Origin of the sequence: Arenibaculum pallidiluteum (genome assembly GCF_017355985.1) — a bacterium.
GTDB lineage: Bacteria > Pseudomonadota > Alphaproteobacteria > Azospirillales > Azospirillaceae > Arenibaculum > Arenibaculum pallidiluteum.
Window position 1 is genome coordinate 58,255 of record NZ_JAFIQU010000008.1, and the last position, 16,066, is coordinate 74,320.

At 70.4% G+C, this 16,066-nt stretch carries 19 protein-coding genes; 6 read left to right on the forward strand and 13 right to left on the reverse strand.

Features of this window, described 5'->3' with window-relative positions:
* The 3 genes from JUB13_RS17200 to JUB13_RS17210 form a co-directional block, all read right to left on the reverse strand.
* Nucleotides 1-321 (reverse strand): DUF1244 domain-containing protein, encoded by a 321-nt coding sequence (locus JUB13_RS17200; protein ID WP_207481152.1) that lies wholly within the window; start codon nt 319-321, stop codon nt 1-3.
* A gap of 115 nt (nt 322-436) precedes the next feature.
* Nucleotides 437-859: a hypothetical protein gene (locus JUB13_RS17205; protein ID WP_207481154.1), complete on the reverse strand. Its 423-nt coding sequence runs from the start codon at nt 857-859 to the stop codon at nt 437-439.
* A gap of 90 nt (nt 860-949) precedes the next feature.
* Nucleotides 950-2,623, reverse strand: a complete 1,674-nt coding sequence (locus JUB13_RS17210) for an alpha-amylase family glycosyl hydrolase (protein WP_207481156.1) — start codon at nt 2,621-2,623, stop codon at nt 950-952.
* Nucleotides 2,624-2,782: 159 nt separating this feature from the next.
* Between JUB13_RS17210 and JUB13_RS17215 the strand changes: the two genes are divergently transcribed.
* The gene (locus JUB13_RS17215) at nt 2,783-3,349 is read left to right on the forward strand and encodes a MarR family winged helix-turn-helix transcriptional regulator (RefSeq protein ID WP_207481158.1); all 567 of its coding nucleotides are present in this window, start codon (nt 2,783-2,785) and stop codon (nt 3,347-3,349) included.
* On the opposite strand, the gene JUB13_RS17220 is transcribed toward JUB13_RS17215, so the two are convergent.
* From JUB13_RS17220 to JUB13_RS17235, 4 genes are all read right to left on the reverse strand, one after another.
* The gene (locus JUB13_RS17220) at nt 3,324-3,470 is read right to left on the reverse strand and encodes a hypothetical protein (RefSeq protein ID WP_207481160.1); all 147 of its coding nucleotides are present in this window, start codon (nt 3,468-3,470) and stop codon (nt 3,324-3,326) included. The two genes, JUB13_RS17215 and JUB13_RS17220, sit on opposite strands and share 26 nt — an antisense overlap.
* A gap of 104 nt (nt 3,471-3,574) precedes the next feature.
* Nucleotides 3,575-4,387, reverse strand: a complete 813-nt coding sequence (locus tag JUB13_RS17225; protein ID WP_407928154.1) for a metal ABC transporter permease — start codon at nt 4,385-4,387, stop codon at nt 3,575-3,577.
* The gene (gene znuC / locus JUB13_RS17230) at nt 4,384-5,235 is read right to left on the reverse strand and encodes a zinc ABC transporter ATP-binding protein ZnuC (RefSeq protein ID WP_207481162.1); all 852 of its coding nucleotides are present in this window, start codon (nt 5,233-5,235) and stop codon (nt 4,384-4,386) included. The genes JUB13_RS17225 and znuC overlap by 4 nt, the downstream gene beginning before the upstream one ends.
* Nucleotides 5,228-5,698, reverse strand: a complete 471-nt coding sequence (locus JUB13_RS17235) for a Fur family transcriptional regulator (RefSeq protein ID WP_207481164.1) — start codon at nt 5,696-5,698, stop codon at nt 5,228-5,230. Before JUB13_RS17235 ends, znuC begins: the two co-directional genes overlap by 8 nt.
* Nucleotides 5,699-5,861: 163 nt before the next feature.
* On the opposite strand from JUB13_RS17235, the gene JUB13_RS17240 reads away from it, so the two are divergent.
* Nucleotides 5,862-7,055, forward strand: a complete 1,194-nt coding sequence (locus JUB13_RS17240; RefSeq protein ID WP_207481166.1) for a urate hydroxylase PuuD — start codon at nt 5,862-5,864, stop codon at nt 7,053-7,055.
* 8 nt (nt 7,056-7,063) lie between these two features.
* On the opposite strand, the gene JUB13_RS17245 is transcribed toward JUB13_RS17240, so the two are convergent.
* On the reverse strand, nt 7,064-7,405 hold the full coding sequence (locus JUB13_RS17245) for an HNH endonuclease (protein ID WP_207481168.1): 342 nt from the start codon (nt 7,403-7,405) through the stop codon (nt 7,064-7,066).
* A 73-nt stretch (nt 7,406-7,478) separates the two neighbouring features.
* On the opposite strand from JUB13_RS17245, the gene JUB13_RS17250 reads away from it, so the two are divergent.
* A complete protein-coding gene (locus tag JUB13_RS17250) occupies nt 7,479-7,940 on the forward strand; it encodes an HAD family hydrolase (protein ID WP_207481170.1) in 462 nt (153 codons plus the stop codon).
* A gap of 30 nt (nt 7,941-7,970) precedes the next feature.
* On the opposite strand, the gene JUB13_RS17255 is transcribed toward JUB13_RS17250, so the two are convergent.
* Nucleotides 7,971-8,273: a tetratricopeptide repeat protein gene (locus JUB13_RS17255; RefSeq protein WP_207481172.1), complete on the reverse strand. Its 303-nt coding sequence runs from the start codon at nt 8,271-8,273 to the stop codon at nt 7,971-7,973.
* A gap of 308 nt (nt 8,274-8,581) precedes the next feature.
* Between JUB13_RS17255 and JUB13_RS17260 the strand changes: the two genes are divergently transcribed.
* On the forward strand, nt 8,582-8,758 hold the full coding sequence (locus JUB13_RS17260) for a hypothetical protein (protein ID WP_207481174.1): 177 nt from the start codon (nt 8,582-8,584) through the stop codon (nt 8,756-8,758).
* Between the two features lie 60 nt (nt 8,759-8,818).
* Here JUB13_RS17260 and JUB13_RS17265 read toward each other — a convergent pair whose 3' ends face one another.
* The 4 genes from JUB13_RS17265 to JUB13_RS17280 all read right to left on the reverse strand — a co-directional run bounded on the left by JUB13_RS17265 (nt 8,819) and on the right by JUB13_RS17280 (nt 13,262).
* On the reverse strand, nt 8,819-9,877 hold the full coding sequence (locus JUB13_RS17265) for an Ldh family oxidoreductase (protein ID WP_207481176.1): 1,059 nt from the start codon (nt 9,875-9,877) through the stop codon (nt 8,819-8,821).
* 69 nt (nt 9,878-9,946) lie between these two features.
* Nucleotides 9,947-11,749 carry an ATP-binding response regulator gene (locus JUB13_RS17270; RefSeq protein ID WP_207481178.1) on the reverse strand — a complete coding sequence of 601 codons (1,803 nt, stop codon included), beginning with the start codon at nt 11,747-11,749 and terminating at the stop codon, nt 9,947-9,949.
* A gap of 41 nt (nt 11,750-11,790) precedes the next feature.
* A complete protein-coding gene (locus JUB13_RS17275; RefSeq protein WP_207481180.1) occupies nt 11,791-12,300 on the reverse strand; it encodes a molybdopterin-dependent oxidoreductase in 510 nt (169 codons plus the stop codon).
* Between the two features lie 173 nt (nt 12,301-12,473).
* Entirely contained in the window at nt 12,474-13,262 is a 789-nt protein-coding gene (locus JUB13_RS17280; RefSeq protein WP_207481182.1) for a rhomboid family intramembrane serine protease, read from the reverse strand.
* Nucleotides 13,263-13,517: 255 nt separating this feature from the next.
* On the opposite strand from JUB13_RS17280, the gene JUB13_RS17290 reads away from it, so the two are divergent.
* Nucleotides 13,518-15,428: a PAS domain S-box protein gene (locus JUB13_RS17290; protein ID WP_236025020.1), complete on the forward strand. Its 1,911-nt coding sequence runs from the start codon at nt 13,518-13,520 to the stop codon at nt 15,426-15,428.
* Entirely contained in the window at nt 15,418-16,059 is a 642-nt protein-coding gene (gene fixJ / locus JUB13_RS17295) for a response regulator FixJ (RefSeq protein ID WP_207481183.1), read from the forward strand. The genes JUB13_RS17290 and fixJ overlap by 11 nt, the downstream gene beginning before the upstream one ends.
* Nucleotides 16,060-16,066: the final 7 nt, after the last annotated feature.

The following is a 16,066-nucleotide window of genomic DNA, read 5'->3' on the forward strand; positions in this document are numbered from 1 at the left end:
CTACTTCGCGTGGCCGCTGATCTTGGCGTGGAGCGGCTTCGTCTCCTCGAAGCGTGCGAGCTTCTCGGGCGCGGCCTCGGTCTGGTATTTCGCCTTCCACTCGGCATAGGGCATGCCGTAGACGGCGAGCTGCGCCTCCTCGGGCGGCACCTCGATCCCGCGCTCCTTCCCGGCCGCCACGTACCATTTGGTCAGGCAGCTCCGGCAGAATCCGGCAAGGTTCATGAGGTCGATGTTCTGCACGTCCGTACGCTGGCGCAGATGCTCGACCAGCCCGCGGAACGCCGCCGCCTCGAGTTCCGTGCGTGTCTGCTGATCCATCGTGATGCTCCTCGGCACCGCGGGGCGGGCCTGCTCCCGGTGGGCGGCCACGTTAGCAGAAAGGCCGCGCGGGGCGGAAGCCGCCCGGCCGCGGGTGCGGCCGGGCGGGCCGGTTTCAGCGGCCGGCCTGCGCCATGGGCGTGTAGCCGTACCCGTAGCCTTGGACCGGCTGCGCCTGCGGGTCGGCCGGGGCCGTCTCGACGGCGGCCGGCGCGGGGACGGCGTCCGTCGCGGCGGGCGTGGTCTCGGCGATGGCGGGTGCGCTCTCGCCGGCCTCGGGCGCCGCCAGCGCGCGCTCGACAGCCTCGATGAGCGCATCGATGCGCAGGGCCGCCTGCTCGGCCTTGACCTGCAGCGCGTCGTAGCGGACGCGCAGGGCTTCCAGCTCGGCCACGGCCTGGTCGCGCTCGCGGGCCACGGCGTCGCGGTCCTGGCGCGAGCGGTCGAGGCGGGAGGTCACCGCGTCGATGGCGGCGTCGATGCGCAGCAGCGCGCCGTCGAGGCGGGCCAGGGCGTCGGGGGTCGGAATGTCGGTCATGAGCGTCGCTTCTGCTGAGGAAGGGTCCCGTGGGGACCAAGCTGTTTGCCGCCGGGGGGCCGCGCGGTCAAGGGACGAAGACGGGACCTTTCAGCCCGGAACGGGAACGGCCTCGGGGGCGGCCACGGCGACCCCGCCGGACGCGCCCTCGCGCCGGGCCAGAACCGCGCCAAGGGCGGGGACGGTGACGAGCCCGCCGCCGCGGATGCGGCGCGGCACGGGCGGCAGCCCCGGAACCGGCAGTTCGAGCGGCGCGTAGTCCGAGCCCTCGGGCAGCACGTAGTCCGCCGCGCGGGTGCCGAGATTGAACAGGCACATCACCGCCTCGCCATCGATCTCGCGCAGGAATGCGAGGATCGGCCCGTCCTCGTCGATGAGGTCGATCCGGCCATGGGCCAGGGCCGGCCAGGCCCGCCGCAGGGCCAGGCATGCACGCCAGACCTCCAGCGTCGAGCCCGGAAGCCCGGCCTGCCGGTCCGCGGCCAGCGCGCGGTGCGCCTCGGGCACCGGCAGCCAGGCCGCGCCGGGGGCCGGTTCAACGGTCTCGGCGGACCAAGGCATCGGCGTGCGGGCGCCGTCGCGGCCCGGGAATTCCGGCCAGTAGTTCAGGCCGAAGGGGTCGCGCAGCTCGTCCAGGCGCAGCTCCGCCTGGGGCAGGCCCAGCTCCTCGCCTTGATAGACGCAGATCACCCCGGGCAGGCAGCAGGTCAGCAGCGCGAGGAAGGCGGCGAAGCGCGCGCGGTCGGCGCCCGGCGGCAGCCAGCGGCTCGCCGCGCGCTCGACATCGTGGTTGGACAGACTCCAGCATGTGGTGCCCGTCCCCGCCGCCATCAGCGCCGCCCGAAACGCGTCGGGCGTGAAGGCGGTCTTGGCAAGGCCCAGCGTATAGGCGGCATGCAGCCGCCCGGGCGCCGTGTAGCGGCGCAGGCGGTCGCCGTGTCCGGGCTGGCTCGACAGCTCGCCCACGAGCACGGCGCCCGGACGGCGCTCGACCCGGGCGCGCAGCCGCTCCAGGAAGTCCAGCACATCGGCGTGCATCATGTCCCAGGCATGGACCTGCATCCCGAAGAGCTTCGTCGGGATCGCCGGCGGCGGATCGGCAGCCGCCGGGTTGGAGCGCAGCTCCGGGTCCCGCATCAGGAAATCGACGGCATCGATGCGGAAGCCGTCGACGCCGCGGTCCAGCCAGAAATCGGCGGTCTCCAGCATCGCCTCGCCCGCCGCGGACCTGAGGTTCAGCGTCGGCTGGCTCGGCAGGAAATGGTGAAGGTAATACTGTCGGCGCAGGGGATCCCAGGACCAGGCGGGGCCGCCGAAGACCGAGAGCCAGTTGTTGGGCGGCGAGCCGTCGGGGCGCGGGTCGGCCCAGACATACCAGTCGCCATGCGGGCCGCCGCGCTCGCGCCGGCTGGCCTGGAACCAGGCATTGGCCTTCGCAGTGTGGCCGCAGACCAGGTCGACCAGCAGCCGCAGCCCGCTCGCATGAGCGGCCTCGACCAGGCGGTCGAAATCCTCGAGCGTGCCAAGCCGCGGGTCCACGGCTCGATGATCCGCGATGTCGTAGCCGAAATCGTCGAAGGGCGACGGATAGAACGGCGTCAGCCAGACCGCATCGACCCCGAGCGCCACCACATGGTCGAGCCGGCGGCGGATGCCGTCGAGGTCGCCGGCGCCGTCGCCATTCCCGTCGGCGAAGACGAGCGGGCAGATCTGGTACAGGGCGGCGCCTTCAAGCCAGGCGGCCGAGCAGGTCTTCTGAGGCATGGGCACGGAACGCGGGCTCCCACGGCTGGGTCAGGATCCGCACTGTGCCGGAGACGGCGTTAAGGAACCGTGATGACCGCCACAGCGCGCGCCGCGCGACACGGAAGTATTTGCGACATATCGGACGTGTTGGCATAATCCGGCGGAATATGTCGCCATGTGATTAATGAGCACCTTGCCAGAGCGCCGGAATGGAAAGATGACATTTTCATGACAGCCCAAGTCTCCGCCATCGAGGTTGCTGCGCAACTCGAACGGGCATCAAGGCTAATCCATTCCGTCGGGCATGCGGGCGGCCTTTATCCCGCCCAATGGTCGGCACTACGTTATTTTGCGGAGGCTGTGCCGGCGCAAAGGACAACGGCCGCGCTCGCGCGGTTCCAGGGCATGAATCTGGGCCCGGTCGCGCGGACGGTACGCACCCTGGTCGAAAAGGGCCTGCTGACACGCGTGGCCAACCCCGCCAACCGGCGGGCCGATCTGCTGGAGCTGACGCAGGAAGGGCACGCCGTCCTGGAGGGCGATCCGCGGCGCAGCCTGGTCGCGCGCCTTTCTGTCCTGGCGCCCGAAACCCTGGCCGGGTTCTCGGCGACGCTGGACCTTGTCCTGAAAGGGCTCTTCCAGGACTGGAAGGGAATGGCGGAGGCCGAGCAGCCGGATGTCTCGCGCGGCGCTGATGGAGGCGCCGGAGGTCCCGGGGCTAGCGACGCGGCCCGCGGCTGGTAAGGCTCGGCTCGCGGTCCGGCGTGTGCTGCTCGGAACCTGCGCCGCGGTCACGGCGCAGGAACAGGAAGACCACGGCGCCGCCGATCACCACGACCCCGAAGAACGTGATCCAGATATCCATTTGGACCTCCCCCCGGAGAGCATCCCATTTTCCATAGGATGCCATGACAGTGCCCCTGCGGCCAGCGCTTCGCGCCGGCCGGATGGCCGGAAACCAGGCTGAGGTTAGGTGCCGCGCCGTCCACCGGCGAGCGATGCCGCCTGCCCCGCCAGGAACAGCACGAGGGCCGAGACGACTACCGACGGCCCCGCCGGCGTGTCGAGGGCGAGCGAGCCCCAGAGCCCCAGCCCCACGGCGGCCGCACCCGCCAGCGCCGCCAGCAGCGCCATCCGCTCCGGCGTCGTGGAGAACGGGCGCGCCGCCGCGGCCGGCAGGATCAGCATCGCCGTGATCAGCAGGATGCCGACGACCTTCATCGCGATCGCGACCACCCCCGCCAGGAGCAGGGTGAAGACGAGCCTGACGCGCAGCGTCGGGATCCCTTCGGCCCGTGCCATCTCCTCATGGACCGTGAGCGCCAGCAGCGGTCGCCAGAGCCAGGCGAGGCCGGCCAGGACCGCCGCGCCGCCGCCCCAGATCCAGGCAAGGTCGGACGGCGACACAGACAGGATGTCGCCGAACAACAACCCGCTCAGGTCGACCCGCACGCCGGGCAGCAGCCCCAGCACCACGAGGCCGAGCGCCAGCGCCGAGTGCGACATCAGCCCCAGCAGCGTGTCCGTCGCGACGCGCCGCTGCTCCTGCAGCAGCACCACCGAGACCGCCACCACGGCGCAAGTGCCGAGGATCCCCACCAGGGGGTCCACCGACAGCAGGAAGCCGAGCGCCACGCCGAGCAGCGAGGCATGGGCCAGGGTGTCCCCGAAATAGGCCATGCGCCGCCAGGCGACGAAGCAGCCCAGCGGCCCCGCCACCAGGGCGATTCCGAGCCCGCCGAGCAGCGCCCGGACCAGGAAGTCGTCGAGCGGCGGGATCACGGCTGGACCGTCCCGGGCGCGGCACGGGAGTGGTCGTGCGGGTGCTCGTGGGCATGCGAATGATCGTGGCTATGGTCGTGCCCGCAGGCGTCCAGCGGCTCGACCCTGCCGTCGGCGGTGTGGCGGTGCCCATGGGCATGGGCATAGACCGCGAGGCTGCTGGCCGCCGCCGGCCCGAACAGCGCCAGGTACTCCGGATGGCGGCCGACATCCTCCGGGGCGCCCGAACAGCAGACATGGCCGTGAAGGCACACGACCCGGTCGGTGGCCGCCATGACCACGTGCAGGTCGTGGGATATCATCAGCACGCCGCAGCCGCGCTCCCGCCGGAAGCGGGCGACCAGGTCGTAGAGCTCGGCCTGGCCGACCACATCGACGTTCTGGGCGGGCTCGTCCAGCACCAGAAGGTCGGGCCCGCCGACCAGCGCGCGCGCCAGCATCACCCGCTGCATCTCACCGCCGGACAGCGTCTGCACCGCCCGCCCGACGAGATGCCCTGCTCCGACCTCGTCCAGCACCGACGCGACCTCGCGCGCCGAAGCCCGGCGGGTCAGCGTCAGCAGGCGTCCGACGGGCAGCGGCAGCACCGGATCGACGACGAGGCGCTGCGGCATGTAGCCGATGCGCAGGCCCGGACGGCGCCACACCCGGCCCGCCTCCGGCGCCTCGAGACCCAGGACGACGCGTGCCAGCGTCGACTTGCCGGCACCGTTGGGACCGATCACCGTCACCACCTCGGCGGCATGGAGATCCAGGTTGATGGCGCTCAGCGCCGGGCGCCCGCCAAAGCGGACGGTCACGCCATCCAGGCGCACGAGTTCGCCGCGCCGCGCGGCACCCTCAGGCAACGGGGCGCTCCGCCGCGCACCGCGAGCACAGGCCCTGCAGCTCGATCACCTGCCCGTCGATCCGGAAGCCGCGTGCAGTCCCGATGCGTTCGAGGTCGCGCTGCAGCGGCTCGTCCTCGAACTCGGTCGCCTCGCCGCAATCCGTGCAGATCAGGAACCGGGCCGCATGGCCCTCGCGCGCCGACGGGCAGCCGACGAAGGCGTTCAGCGAATGGATGCGGTGGACCAGCCCCTGCTCCATCAGGAAATCCAGGGCCCGGTACACAGTAGGCGGCGCCGCGCGGTCGCGCCCCTCCCCCAGGCGGGCGAGCAGGTCGTACGCGCCGACCGGCCGGTGCGACTGCCAGACGAGCTCGAGGACGCGCCGGCGCAACGTGGTCAGGCGGGCGCCCCGCCGGGCGCAGAGCGCCTCGGCGGAGTCCAGCGCGTCGCGGATGCAGAGGTCGTGATCGTGTTCGGCCATGCGCAATCATATAACATTGCACCACCCCCTCCGAAACCCCTGCCGAGATCCACCGCCGCAGCGGTCCCGCCGCGTCAGCGCCGCGCAGGCCATTCCCTTCGCGCGGCATTTCCGGGAAGCTGGAACCCGCTTCGAACCGGAACGCTCGGGAGCCCCGCCCTTCATGGACGCCTTCGCCTCGGACTGGCTGAACCTGGCCCTGCGGTGGATTCACGTCACCGTCGGCATCGCCTGGATCGGCACGTCGTTCTTCTTCATCTGGCTCGAGAATCACCTGCGCCCGCCCATCGAACACCGCGAAGGCGTGCATGGCGAGGTCTGGATGGTCCATGGCGGCGGCTTCTACCAGCTGCAGAAGTTCCTGGTCGCCCCGCCTCGGCTGCCGCCAGACCTGCACTGGTTCAAGTGGGAGGCCTACGCCACCTGGATCTCCGGCTTCCTGCTGCTGTGCCTGATCTACTTCGCAGGCGCGTCCGCGTATCTCGTGAAGCCCGGGATAGGGCTGGCGCCGTGGCTCGGCGTCGTGATCGCCCTGGCCGTGCTGGTCCTGGCCTGGATCCTGTACGACGCAGCCTGCCGCAGGCTCCAGGGTCGCAACGACCTGATGGTGGGCGCGCTGGTCTTCGTCTGGACGGTGGCTGTGGCCTGGGGTCTGTCGCAGGTCTTCACGGGCCGGGCGACCTATATCCTGGTCGGCGCCATGCTCGGCACCATCATGGCAGCCAACGTGCTGATGGTGATCATCCCGAACCAGCGCCTCATCGTCGGCGGCATGCTGGAAGGTCGCCCACCCGACGCCGCGATGGCGGTCCTCGGCGCCCAGAGCAAGCAGCGGTCATTCCACAACAACTACCTGACGCTGCCGGTGCTGTTCACCATGATCAGCAACCACTATCCCGGCACGTTCGGCCATGGCTGGAACTGGGCCGTCCTGGCGGGACTGTTCGCCATCGGCATCCTCGTCCGCCACTACTTCAACCTCCGGAACCGCGGCCGCAACCGTCCCTGGCTGATCCCGGCAGCCGCCGCGGCGCTGGTCGCGCTCGCCGTGTCCGCCCGGCCCGAGCGTCCGGCGGCTCCCGCCGCCGGCGGTCAGGTCGCATTCAATGACGTCGAGGCCGTCGTGCAGCGACGCTGCGCAGGCTGCCACGCGGCGCGGCCGAGCCATGAGGGTTTCGATGCGCCGCCCAAGGGCGTGGTCCTTGAGACGGCGGCGGCCATAGCAGCCCAGGCCCCCGCCATCTATGCGCAGGCGGTGGCGACCGAGGCGATGCCGCTCGGCAACGTGACCGAGATGACGGTCGACGAGCGCGCGCTGCTCGGCCGCTGGATCGCGCAGGGCGCCCGGCTGCCCTGATGGTCTGATCAGGCCCCAGGCGGCCCGAGATCGGCGATGGCGCGGGCCACGGCGACCCATTCGCCACCGGGTTCGGCATCGCGCAGCGCCAGCAGCGGCGGCCAGATGCCGAGCCGGCTCCGGCGCCGCTGCGCGACCAGGCGGTCGATCTCGTCGACAGTTGGAAGCCGGTCCCCCTTGAGCTGGTTGCAGCGACGGTGTGCAAGCACCACGTTACCCGGCAGATCGGCGCCGCCATAGGCGCGGGGGATCAGGTGGTCGTCGGTCGCGGCAGCGCCCATGGGCTTCCCGCAATAGAAGCAGAGGCCGCCCTGGGAGATGTCCATCAACTGGTAGTCCTCGCGCGTCATGGCGCCCCCTCCGAATTCGTCGCGCCGACATGCGCTTCGCGACCATCCCGTCCGACCCCTGGACCGAAGATCGATGACAGCTCCTGCCCTCTTCCTCGACCTCGACGGGGTCTTCGCAGACTTCGAAGGCGCCGTCGAGAAGCTGTTCGGGCGGCCCGTCCACGCCTTGCCGCGCCGCGAGATGTGGGCGCGCATCCATCGCACGCGGGGCTTCTGGTCGCGGCTGGCCCTGCTCCCCGGCGCCGACCGGCTGTGGGAGCATTGCCGACCGCACGACCCGACCTTCCTGACCGGGATCCTCGTCGGGGACCGCACCTGCGAGCCCAGCAAGATCGCCTGGGTGCGCCACCACTTCGAGACGGACCGGATCATCTGCTGCCGGGCCGCCGAAAAGCCCCGCTACGGGCGCCCCGGCGACATCCTCGTGGACGATCGGCCGTCCAACATCGCGGCGTGGGAGCAGATGGGTGGCGTCGGCGTCCTCCACCGGGGCGTCGACGAGACGATCGCCCGGCTCAGGGGTCTCGGCTTCTAGCCAGTAGCAGACGGTGGTGCCCCGCGCGCATCAGCGCACGATGCGCAGCGCCGGGCGGCGGCTGCCGCCGATGCGACGGGGAACGGCGCCGGCCAGCATGCCCTGGGCGCGGGCTGCGAGGACACGACACCCCTCCTCGTCACCGAGCTGCCAGCGGCACAGGGCCAGATGGGCGAGCGCCGCCGGATCGGCCGGGCGCAGGCACAGCGCCTGCTCGAACAGGTGCGCGGCCTCCTCGTGAAGGCCCATCTCCAGACAGGAGAAGCCGAGTCCGAGCCGGTCTCCGAACCGGACCGCTTCGGGAATCTCGGCAAGGGCGTCCGCCGGTTCCATCCAATCTCCTCGGGCATGCGGCCACGTTTAGGCACGGGCCAGATGTTCGCCTCGAAGCAATCAGCGGGCCAGCGCAAAAAATGGGGTCCGCTCAAGGACTTGGAGGGAAATCCATCACGAGTCTGTAACGAATTTTGACAGTGTTCCAGGGAACTGCGACGTCGGACCAACAGCACGGCACGGACTGGGCACGGCGCGGGTCCCACGGCCGTGTGCCCTCTGCCGGAAGGAGATAGACCTTCCTCGCAGTGGCATCCCTGGACAGGTTGGGATAGACAGCCGGCCCAACAAAGCCGGGGAGGAAACCGATGAACAAGGAAACCAAGCCCCGCCGCGAGCCCCTGGTGGCGGAAATGGTGCAGGACCCCGTGATCCAGGCAGTGATGCTGCGCGACGGTGTCTCGGCCGAGGATGTCCTGACGCTGGTCGTCGGAATGCGCGAGCGCCTGCGGCGCAGCGGCGCGCTCGACCGCCTGGCCGCCTGACGCGGCCCGCGCGCGGACGCCGGGACGCCGGCGCGAACACCTCAGGCCGCCTGCGCCGGGTCAGGTGGTCCCGGGAAGGGCGATGCCGTAGCGTCCCGCGGCGTCCGAAAGCCGCTGCACCGTCAACGGAGCCAGGCGCACGCCTGCCTGCCGCGCCGCCGCCATGTTGCGCTCTGCCTGCTCTCCGGGCATGCGCACGGGAACGCCGTCCTGCAGCGGCGCATTCTCGTGGCAGCGCTCCGTCAGGTGGTCCATCTGCGCCAGGAAAACCTCCCGCCCTGCGAAGGCCTCGGGATCCAAGAGCTGCAGGAAGACGTTTCCGCCCCAACGCTTCTCCGAATCCCGCCGGCCGAAACCCGCCAGCCCCTGGGTCAGCGCCTCGACCATAAGGGCCAGACCGAAGCCCTTGTGCCCGTATTCGAGCCCGCCCAGCAGCATGATGCTGCCGCGCGGGTCGGTCTGTTCCAGCACCCGGGGATCGCGGGTCGGCCTGCCCTGCCCATCCAGCAGCCATTCGTGCTCGAAGTGCTCGCCGGTCGCCGCCTTCTGGCGCGTCATGGAGACGGTGGTGATGGACGCGCAAATGTCGACCAGAACGGGGGTGCGCGTGCCGGGATAGCCGATGGCGAAGGGGTTCGGGGTCAGTAGCGGCTCGCGCCCGCCATAGGGCGCGACGAAGCCGAAGGCCGGGTCCGACGTCATCAGGATCGCGACGCAGCCGCGGTCCGTCGCCTGCTTCACCAGCGTCGCCAGACAGGCGATATGATGGCTGCGCCGGATCGCGAAGGTGACGACGCCATGGGTCGCGATGCGTTGCAGGCCGAGCTGCAGTGCACGCTCGACCAGCCATAGGCCAGGCAGGTAGTTGCCGTCCCAGACGATCGTCGAGCCGGTGTCGCGCAGGCAGTCCGGCTCGCCGTCGGGCGTCATCAGGCCCTTCTCGAGCTGCTCGACATAGAGCGGAGCCAGGGCGACGCCATGGGTGTGGCGGCCCAGCATGTCCGTCTGGACCAGCAGGCGGGCGACGGCCTCGGCCTTGGCCGGTGCCATGCCGGCGGCTGCCAGCAGCTCTCCAGTAAAGGCGGCAAGGGAATCGACGTGGTACCGGGTCTCGTCCATCACGGCGGCGTCCTTGAGGCAGGGTCGCGCGAGGGTCCTGGAAGAACCCGGGGCGTCATCGGGCCCGCCTTATGCCATGCTGGACACCTCGACGGAACCGCGACGTGCCAGGCTCTGCCCCGTCTGGGCCGGTACCTGCCTTGCCTCCTGCGCGGCCGCCACCCCGCTCAGGAGCCCCGCCACCTGGTCCGGCGACAGCGGCTTGACGAGGAAGCCGACCCCTTCGGCCAGGGCCATGGTCCTGAGCCCGGGGTCGGTGTCTCCCGTCACCAGGGCGGCGGGAATGACGCGCCCGGCCATGGCGCGGATCTCGCGGATCGCGTCGAGCCCGCTCAGCCCGGGAAGCCGGTAGTCCGCGATGATCAGGTCGGGCACCGGCACGCCCTCGGCCGTCAGCGTCACCGCCTCCTCGGCAGAGGAGGCGGTGACGCAGCGATGGCCCAGGCTCTCGATCACGAGGCACAGGCTCTCGGCCACCAGGCCATCGTCCTCTATGACCAGGACCCGCACCTGCTCGCGCGGGGCGGCGGGGCGCGATGCCGCGTCCTCGTCCCCGACGCCGTGCGCGTCGGCTTGCGACTCGGCCTGGGGGAGCCAGACCGAGAACCGGCTGCCGCAGCCGAGCTCGCTGTGCAGGTCTAGCGGATGCCCGAGTAGCCTGAGGACCCGATCGACGATCGCCAGGCCCAGCCCGTGACCGCCTTCCGAGGCGCGCTCCGTGTTCCCGATCTGGAAGAACTCCTCGAAGATGCGTTCCCTCTGGTCCTCCGGGATGCCGGGGCCGCTGTCGATCACGTCAATGCGCACCCGGTCGCCGCTTCGCCGGCAGCCCAGCAGGATGCCGCCCGAAGCGGTGTGGCGCACGGCATTGGAGACCAGGTTGGACAGGGCGCGCTCGAGATGATCGGGATCCGTGCGGATCCAGAGCGATGTCGGCACGAGGCGGAAACGCAACCCCTTCTCCGCCGCGAGTTCGCGGAAGCCGGCTGCGACGGAATCCAGGATGGGCTGGAGTGGCGTCGCCCGGACCTCCGGCCGGATCGCGCCGGTATCCAGCTTGGTGAGGTCGAGATACATGTTGAGCTGCTCGCCGAGCCGGCCGAGCGCGTAGGACGCCTTCTCCACGAGCGGAATCGCCGCGCGGTCCGTTATCCGCGTGCGCAGCGCCCCCAGCAGCAGCGCCGCGGCGTTCAGCGGCTGCCTGAGATCGTGGCTGGCCGCGGCCAGGAAGCGCGACTTGGCCCTGTCGGCCTCCAGCGCCGCCGCCGCCGAGCGCGCCGCTGCCGCGGCCGCCTCCCGGGATTCCTCCATGAGCTCCGCCGACCGGCGGAGCTGGCGCAACAGCATTCCGAAAAGGGCGGCGCCGCTCAGCAGCGCCACGACCATCCAGCCCGTGATCAGGGTGTAGCTGTCCAGGAGCCGCTGGATGTCCCCGCTGTCGCTCCGGCGTCCGAGCACCTCAAGGGCGACGTCGTGAAGCCGCGCGCGCATGGAATCGACGTCCCGGCGCAGCGCCGAATAGCTGCCATCGCCAGGGCTGAAGGTGGCGATGCGTTCCTCGAGCGCGGGCAGCTCGCCCAGGATCTCGGCCGCGGTCTCCCGATGCCCGACGCGCGCCACGGCGAGGGAGTCGGTGCCGTCGAGCATCAGCGGGATGCGGCTCCAGAAGATGTCGAGCCGGTCGATCATCTCCTGGCGGTCGACGTCGCCGATCTCGAAGCCAGCGAGCGCGTCGAGCAGGCGCAGCGATTCCACCTCGGCCTGGACGACGATCCAGGTGCCGGTTCGCAGGGCCTCGGCCGCCCGCTCGCGCTCGCTGGAGACCAGCCAGACGGATCCGAAGCCGCCGGCGAGCAGCCCGATCAGGACCATGGCGGCCGCGATCCGTCCCCGCCGGAGTGAGGCCCTCGCCTTCATTCGACGCGCAGCCGCGCGAGTTGCCAGACCATCCGGTCCCCGGCGCCCGCCTCGACCAACGAGGGATCGCTGTCCAGGGGATAGACGATCCAGATCGGCCCCCGCTCGCGCAGGGAAAGGTAGCGCCCGTCCGCCTTGAGGGCCAGGACGACGCCGTGCTTCGCCGCGTCGGCCACCGGAATTTCGGCCTTGTAGTCGTTATGGGCTGTCGCATGCAGGCGCGCCCCGCGCGCGCCGACGAGATCGAGGACGTCGCTCAGCCGGGGGCCGGCGAACCGGACGACCTGGGACGCCCAGGGCGTGCTCGTCTCGATCTCGTGCTGCGGGAGCCGCTCCAGCATCTCGCGGTCGAACTGAGCGGTCGTGCCGGCATTGGTGTGCGACACGGCGCCCTCGACCGTAAGGATGACGCGCCCCGTCGGCGCGGCCAAGCCCTCGGCCAAGGCGGCAAGAGGCATGTGCGCGACAAGATACAGCAGCAACGCAGCGGCGGACCGCAACAGCAAGGCAACACCCCCGTCTGGCCTTCGCCGCAAATATACGAGGGTCCGTGTGAACCGGCTGAGATGTTTTGCCGACACTACACCTTCGAGACTGGCACCTTGTGGGATCGGGAATCTCGGCACCATAGCCTTGGAGAGCGCCCCCCGGCCAGCACGACGCGTCGCCGGCAGGCGCGCTATCCCCTGGGCCAGCGCCGGCTTCCGGCCTGGGGCACGCTTCCGCCCCGCCGCGGCATTCCCGGGGGAGGCATGACCGCGAACGGGCGGGTGTGCGCGCCCTGGAACAGGGGTACGTGGCGGTCCCGGAAGAACGGGATCAGCGCCATTCCCGCGACGAAGCCGCCGACATGCGCCCAGAAGGCGACCCCGCCGCCGTCGGTGGGCGTCGTGAAGCCGCTGAGGAGCTGTCCTGCGAACCACATCCCGAGGACGATCACCGCGGGAACGTTGATCATGCGCACGAAGATGATGATCCAGGCGAAGACCCGCACATTGGCCTGGGGGTGCAGCACGATATAGGCGCCGAGGACGCCGCCGATGGCACCGCTGGCGCCGATCATGGGCACCTCGGAGCTGGGATCGGCGATTGCCTGCGCCATGGCCGCGGCCAGCCCGCAGAGCAGGTAGAACAGCAGGAATCGGCCGCGGCCCATGCTGTCCTCGACGTTGTTCCCGAAGATCCAGAGGTACAGCATGTTGCCGATCACGTGCATGAAGCCGCCATGCATGAACATGGAGGTGACGATCGTGCCCCAGGGGGGAAGGACCGACAGTTCCGGCGGCAGCGCGGCGATGCCGAACAGCACTGCCGGAATTACGCCGAAGGCGTAGACCGCGGCGTCGCGCGCATCGGGCCGCAGGGACTGCTGCCACAGGAACACGGCGATGCAGAGCCCGATGATCAGCAGCGTGACCACGGGCGCCCGCCGCGTCGGGTTGTCGTCGGAGATCGGGAGGAAGAACATCGGGTCGCTCTCTCGGGCCCGGCGGCGGGGACGCCCCGCTCGCGCGGGGCCGAGAACAGAACAATCGCCGCAGCCGTTCGGATCCGCAAGGCGCCCAACGGCACCCTCCGCCGATGGCATCCTCCGGTGTCGCGATGCTGCGCCGAAGGAAGGCGCGACCGCTCGCCACGGGTGACATCCCGGGCGCAACTGCATAGCTTAATGTCAACCAGCGGATGAGCGGCGCCCGGCGGCGTCGCATGCGATGCAGCAGAGATGGACGACACCAACCGACTGCGGACCGCCGAGCAGGGCCGCTCCCGCCTCCAGGCGATGATCGACACCGTCCCAGATGGCATCGTGGTGATCGACACCGAGGGACGGGTGCTGACATTCAACCCCGCCTGCGAGCGCATCTTCGGGTGGCAGGCCGAGGAAATCATCGGGCGCAACGTCAGCGTGCTGATGCCGGAGCCCCATCAGAGCGCCCATGACACCTACATGCGCCGGTATCTCGAGACCGGCGAGGCCCGCATCATCGGCATCGGCCGCGAGGTCGAGGGCCGCCGCAAGGACGGCACGACCTTTCCGGTGGACCTTTCGATCGGCGAGGCCGCGGAGGACGGGCGCCGGATCTTCGTGGGCATCGTGCGCGACATCACCGAGCGCAAGCGGGCCGAGGCCGCGATCCGCGAGGGCGGCCAGCGGCTGAAGGATGCGCTCCGGATCGCGCGCATGGGATGGTGGCAGCTCGAGGGCGAGGGCGCCGGCTGCGCCATCGAGTGGTCCGAGGAGGTCTATGTCATCTGGGGCCGCGATCCCGCGACCTTCAGGCCGAGCCTCGAGACCTGGCGCGCCACGCTGCATCCCGAGGATGTCGCCCGGGCCGATGCGGCGCTCGGCCGGCCGAGCGGTACGGTCCAGCGCGAGTACAGGATCATTCGCCCGGACGGCGAGGTCCGCCATGTCCGGGACGAGGTCGAAATCACCGAGGCCGGCGGTGTCCGCCGCCTGTTCGGGATCGTCCAGGACATCACCGAGCGGCGGCTGGAGCGCTTGGCGCTCGAGGAGAGCCAGGCGCGCACGGCCTCGATCCTGGACACTGTCCCCGATGCGATCATCGTCATCGATGCCCGTGGCGTCATCGTCTCCTTCAGCCCGGCGGCGGAGCGCCAATTCGGCTGGTCCGCGGCGGAGGTGGTCGGGCGCAACGTCAGCAGTCTGATGCCCGAGCCCTACCGCACGGGCCATGACGGGTACATGAACCGGTACCTTGCCACCGGCGAGCGGCGGATCATCGGCATCGGGCGGATCGTCGTGGGCCAGCGCAAGGACGGCTCCACCTTTCCGATGGAACTCGCCGTAGGCGAGATCTCGACCGGAGGTCGGCGCCTCTTCACGGGCTTCGTGCGCGACCTGACCGAGCGCCAGGAGACCGAGAAGCGGCTCCAGGATCTCCAGGGCGAGCTGCTGCATGTCAGCCGCATCAGCGCCATGGGCCAGCTCGCATCGGCTCTTGCGCACGAGCTGAACCAGCCGCTGACGGCCGTCATCAATTACGTGAAGGCGGCCAAGCGCTTCGTCCAGGCCTCCGGCCTGCCGGGAGCCGAGCGCGCGATCGAGACCATGGACAAGGCCATGGGCCAGGCGAGCCGCGCGGGCGGCATCATCCGGGGCCTGAGGGCCTTCATCGAGAAAGGCCGCAACGAGACCGCGACCGAGGACCTGAACAGGGTCGTGGAGGAGGCGGCCGCCCTCGCCCTGATCGGGGTGCGGGAAAGCGCCGCACGGACCCGCCTGCGCCTGCATCCCGAGCCGCTGTGCGTGCAGGTGGACAAGATCCAGATCCAGCAGGTCGTCATCAACCTGATGCGCAACGCCATCGAGGCCATGGGCGCGTCGGAGCGACGCGAGCTGACGGTCGAGACCCGGCCTGCTGCCGATGGCGGCGTGCTGATCACGGTCAGCGACACCGGTCCCGGGTTGGCGCCCGACGTCGCCGAGAAGCTGTTCCAGCCCTTCGTCACGACCAAGGAGAAGGGGATGGGACTGGGCCTGTCGATATGCCGCTCCATCGCGAACGCCCATGGAGGGCGCCTCTGGCCGGAGCCGACGCCCGGCGGGGGCGTGACCTTCCATCTCTCGATCCCCGGCGCATCCGAGGCGGAGCACCATCATGCCGGCTGAGCCCGAGGTCTTCGTGGTCGACGACGACGAGGCGGTCCGCGATTCCCTGTCGATGCTGCTGGAATCCGCAGGGCTGAGCGTGCGGACCTTCGGTTCCGCGCCCGAATTCCTGGACTCCGATGCGCCATCCCGCAGCGGCTGCCTGCTGATCGACGTGCGCATGCCGGGAATGGACGGGATCGAGGTGCAGGAGCGGCTGCGCGCAACCGGCTGTCCGCTGCCGGTGATCGTGATGACCGGCCACGCCGACGTGCCCCTGGCCGTGCGGGCCATGAAGGCCGGCGCCATCGACTTCGTCGAGAAGCCCTTCGACGAGGATGCGCTTCTCTCGACGATCCGGACGGCGATGTCGCGAACCGAGGCCGTGAAGACGCCCGCCCCGGCCGCCCCCCCTGCGGCGGTCGCGCCCGAGGTTCTGGAGCGGCTGGCGATCCTGACCCCGCGCGAGCGGGAGGTCCTGGAGGGGCTCGTCGCCGGACATCCCAACAAGGTGATCGCGTACCAGCTTTCCATCAGCCCGCGCACCGTGGAGATCCACCGCGCCCGCGTGATGGAGAAGATGCAGGCCGACAGCTTGCCGAAGCTCGTCCGCATGGCGATCTCGGCAGGGATCACCCCTGCGGAGCGCTGACCTGGAT

What these genes read in the sequence shown, in the direction of transcription:
- JUB13_RS17200 (WP_207481152.1), bottom strand. Translation starts at nt 321, where the DNA reads ATGGATCAGCAGACACGCACGGAACTCGAGGCGGCGGCGTTCCGCGGG.
- JUB13_RS17205 (WP_207481154.1), bottom strand. Translation starts at nt 859, where the DNA reads ATGACCGACATTCCGACCCCCGACGCCCTGGCCCGCCTCGACGGCGCG.
- JUB13_RS17210 (WP_207481156.1), bottom strand. Translation starts at nt 2,623, where the DNA reads ATGCCTCAGAAGACCTGCTCGGCCGCCTGGCTTGAAGGCGCCGCCCTG.
- JUB13_RS17220 (WP_207481160.1), bottom strand. Translation starts at nt 3,470, where the DNA reads ATGGATATCTGGATCACGTTCTTCGGGGTCGTGGTGATCGGCGGCGCC.
- JUB13_RS17235 (WP_207481164.1), bottom strand. Translation starts at nt 5,698, where the DNA reads ATGGCCGAACACGATCACGACCTCTGCATCCGCGACGCGCTGGACTCC.
- JUB13_RS17240 (WP_207481166.1), top strand. Translation starts at nt 5,862, where the DNA reads ATGGACGCCTTCGCCTCGGACTGGCTGAACCTGGCCCTGCGGTGGATT.
- JUB13_RS17245 (WP_207481168.1), bottom strand. Translation starts at nt 7,405, where the DNA reads ATGACGCGCGAGGACTACCAGTTGATGGACATCTCCCAGGGCGGCCTC.
- JUB13_RS17250 (WP_207481170.1), top strand. Translation starts at nt 7,479, where the DNA reads ATGACAGCTCCTGCCCTCTTCCTCGACCTCGACGGGGTCTTCGCAGAC.
- JUB13_RS17255 (WP_207481172.1), bottom strand. Translation starts at nt 8,273, where the DNA reads ATGGAACCGGCGGACGCCCTTGCCGAGATTCCCGAAGCGGTCCGGTTC.
- JUB13_RS17260 (WP_207481174.1), top strand. Translation starts at nt 8,582, where the DNA reads ATGAACAAGGAAACCAAGCCCCGCCGCGAGCCCCTGGTGGCGGAAATG.
- JUB13_RS17265 (WP_207481176.1), bottom strand. Translation starts at nt 9,877, where the DNA reads ATGGACGAGACCCGGTACCACGTCGATTCCCTTGCCGCCTTTACTGGA.
- JUB13_RS17270 (WP_207481178.1), bottom strand. Translation starts at nt 11,749, where the DNA reads ATGGTCCTGATCGGGCTGCTCGCCGGCGGCTTCGGATCCGTCTGGCTG.
- JUB13_RS17280 (WP_207481182.1), bottom strand. Translation starts at nt 13,262, where the DNA reads ATGTTCTTCCTCCCGATCTCCGACGACAACCCGACGCGGCGGGCGCCC.
- JUB13_RS17290 (WP_236025020.1), top strand. Translation starts at nt 13,518, where the DNA reads ATGGACGACACCAACCGACTGCGGACCGCCGAGCAGGGCCGCTCCCGC.
- fixJ (WP_207481183.1), top strand. Translation starts at nt 15,418, where the DNA reads ATGCCGGCTGAGCCCGAGGTCTTCGTGGTCGACGACGACGAGGCGGTC.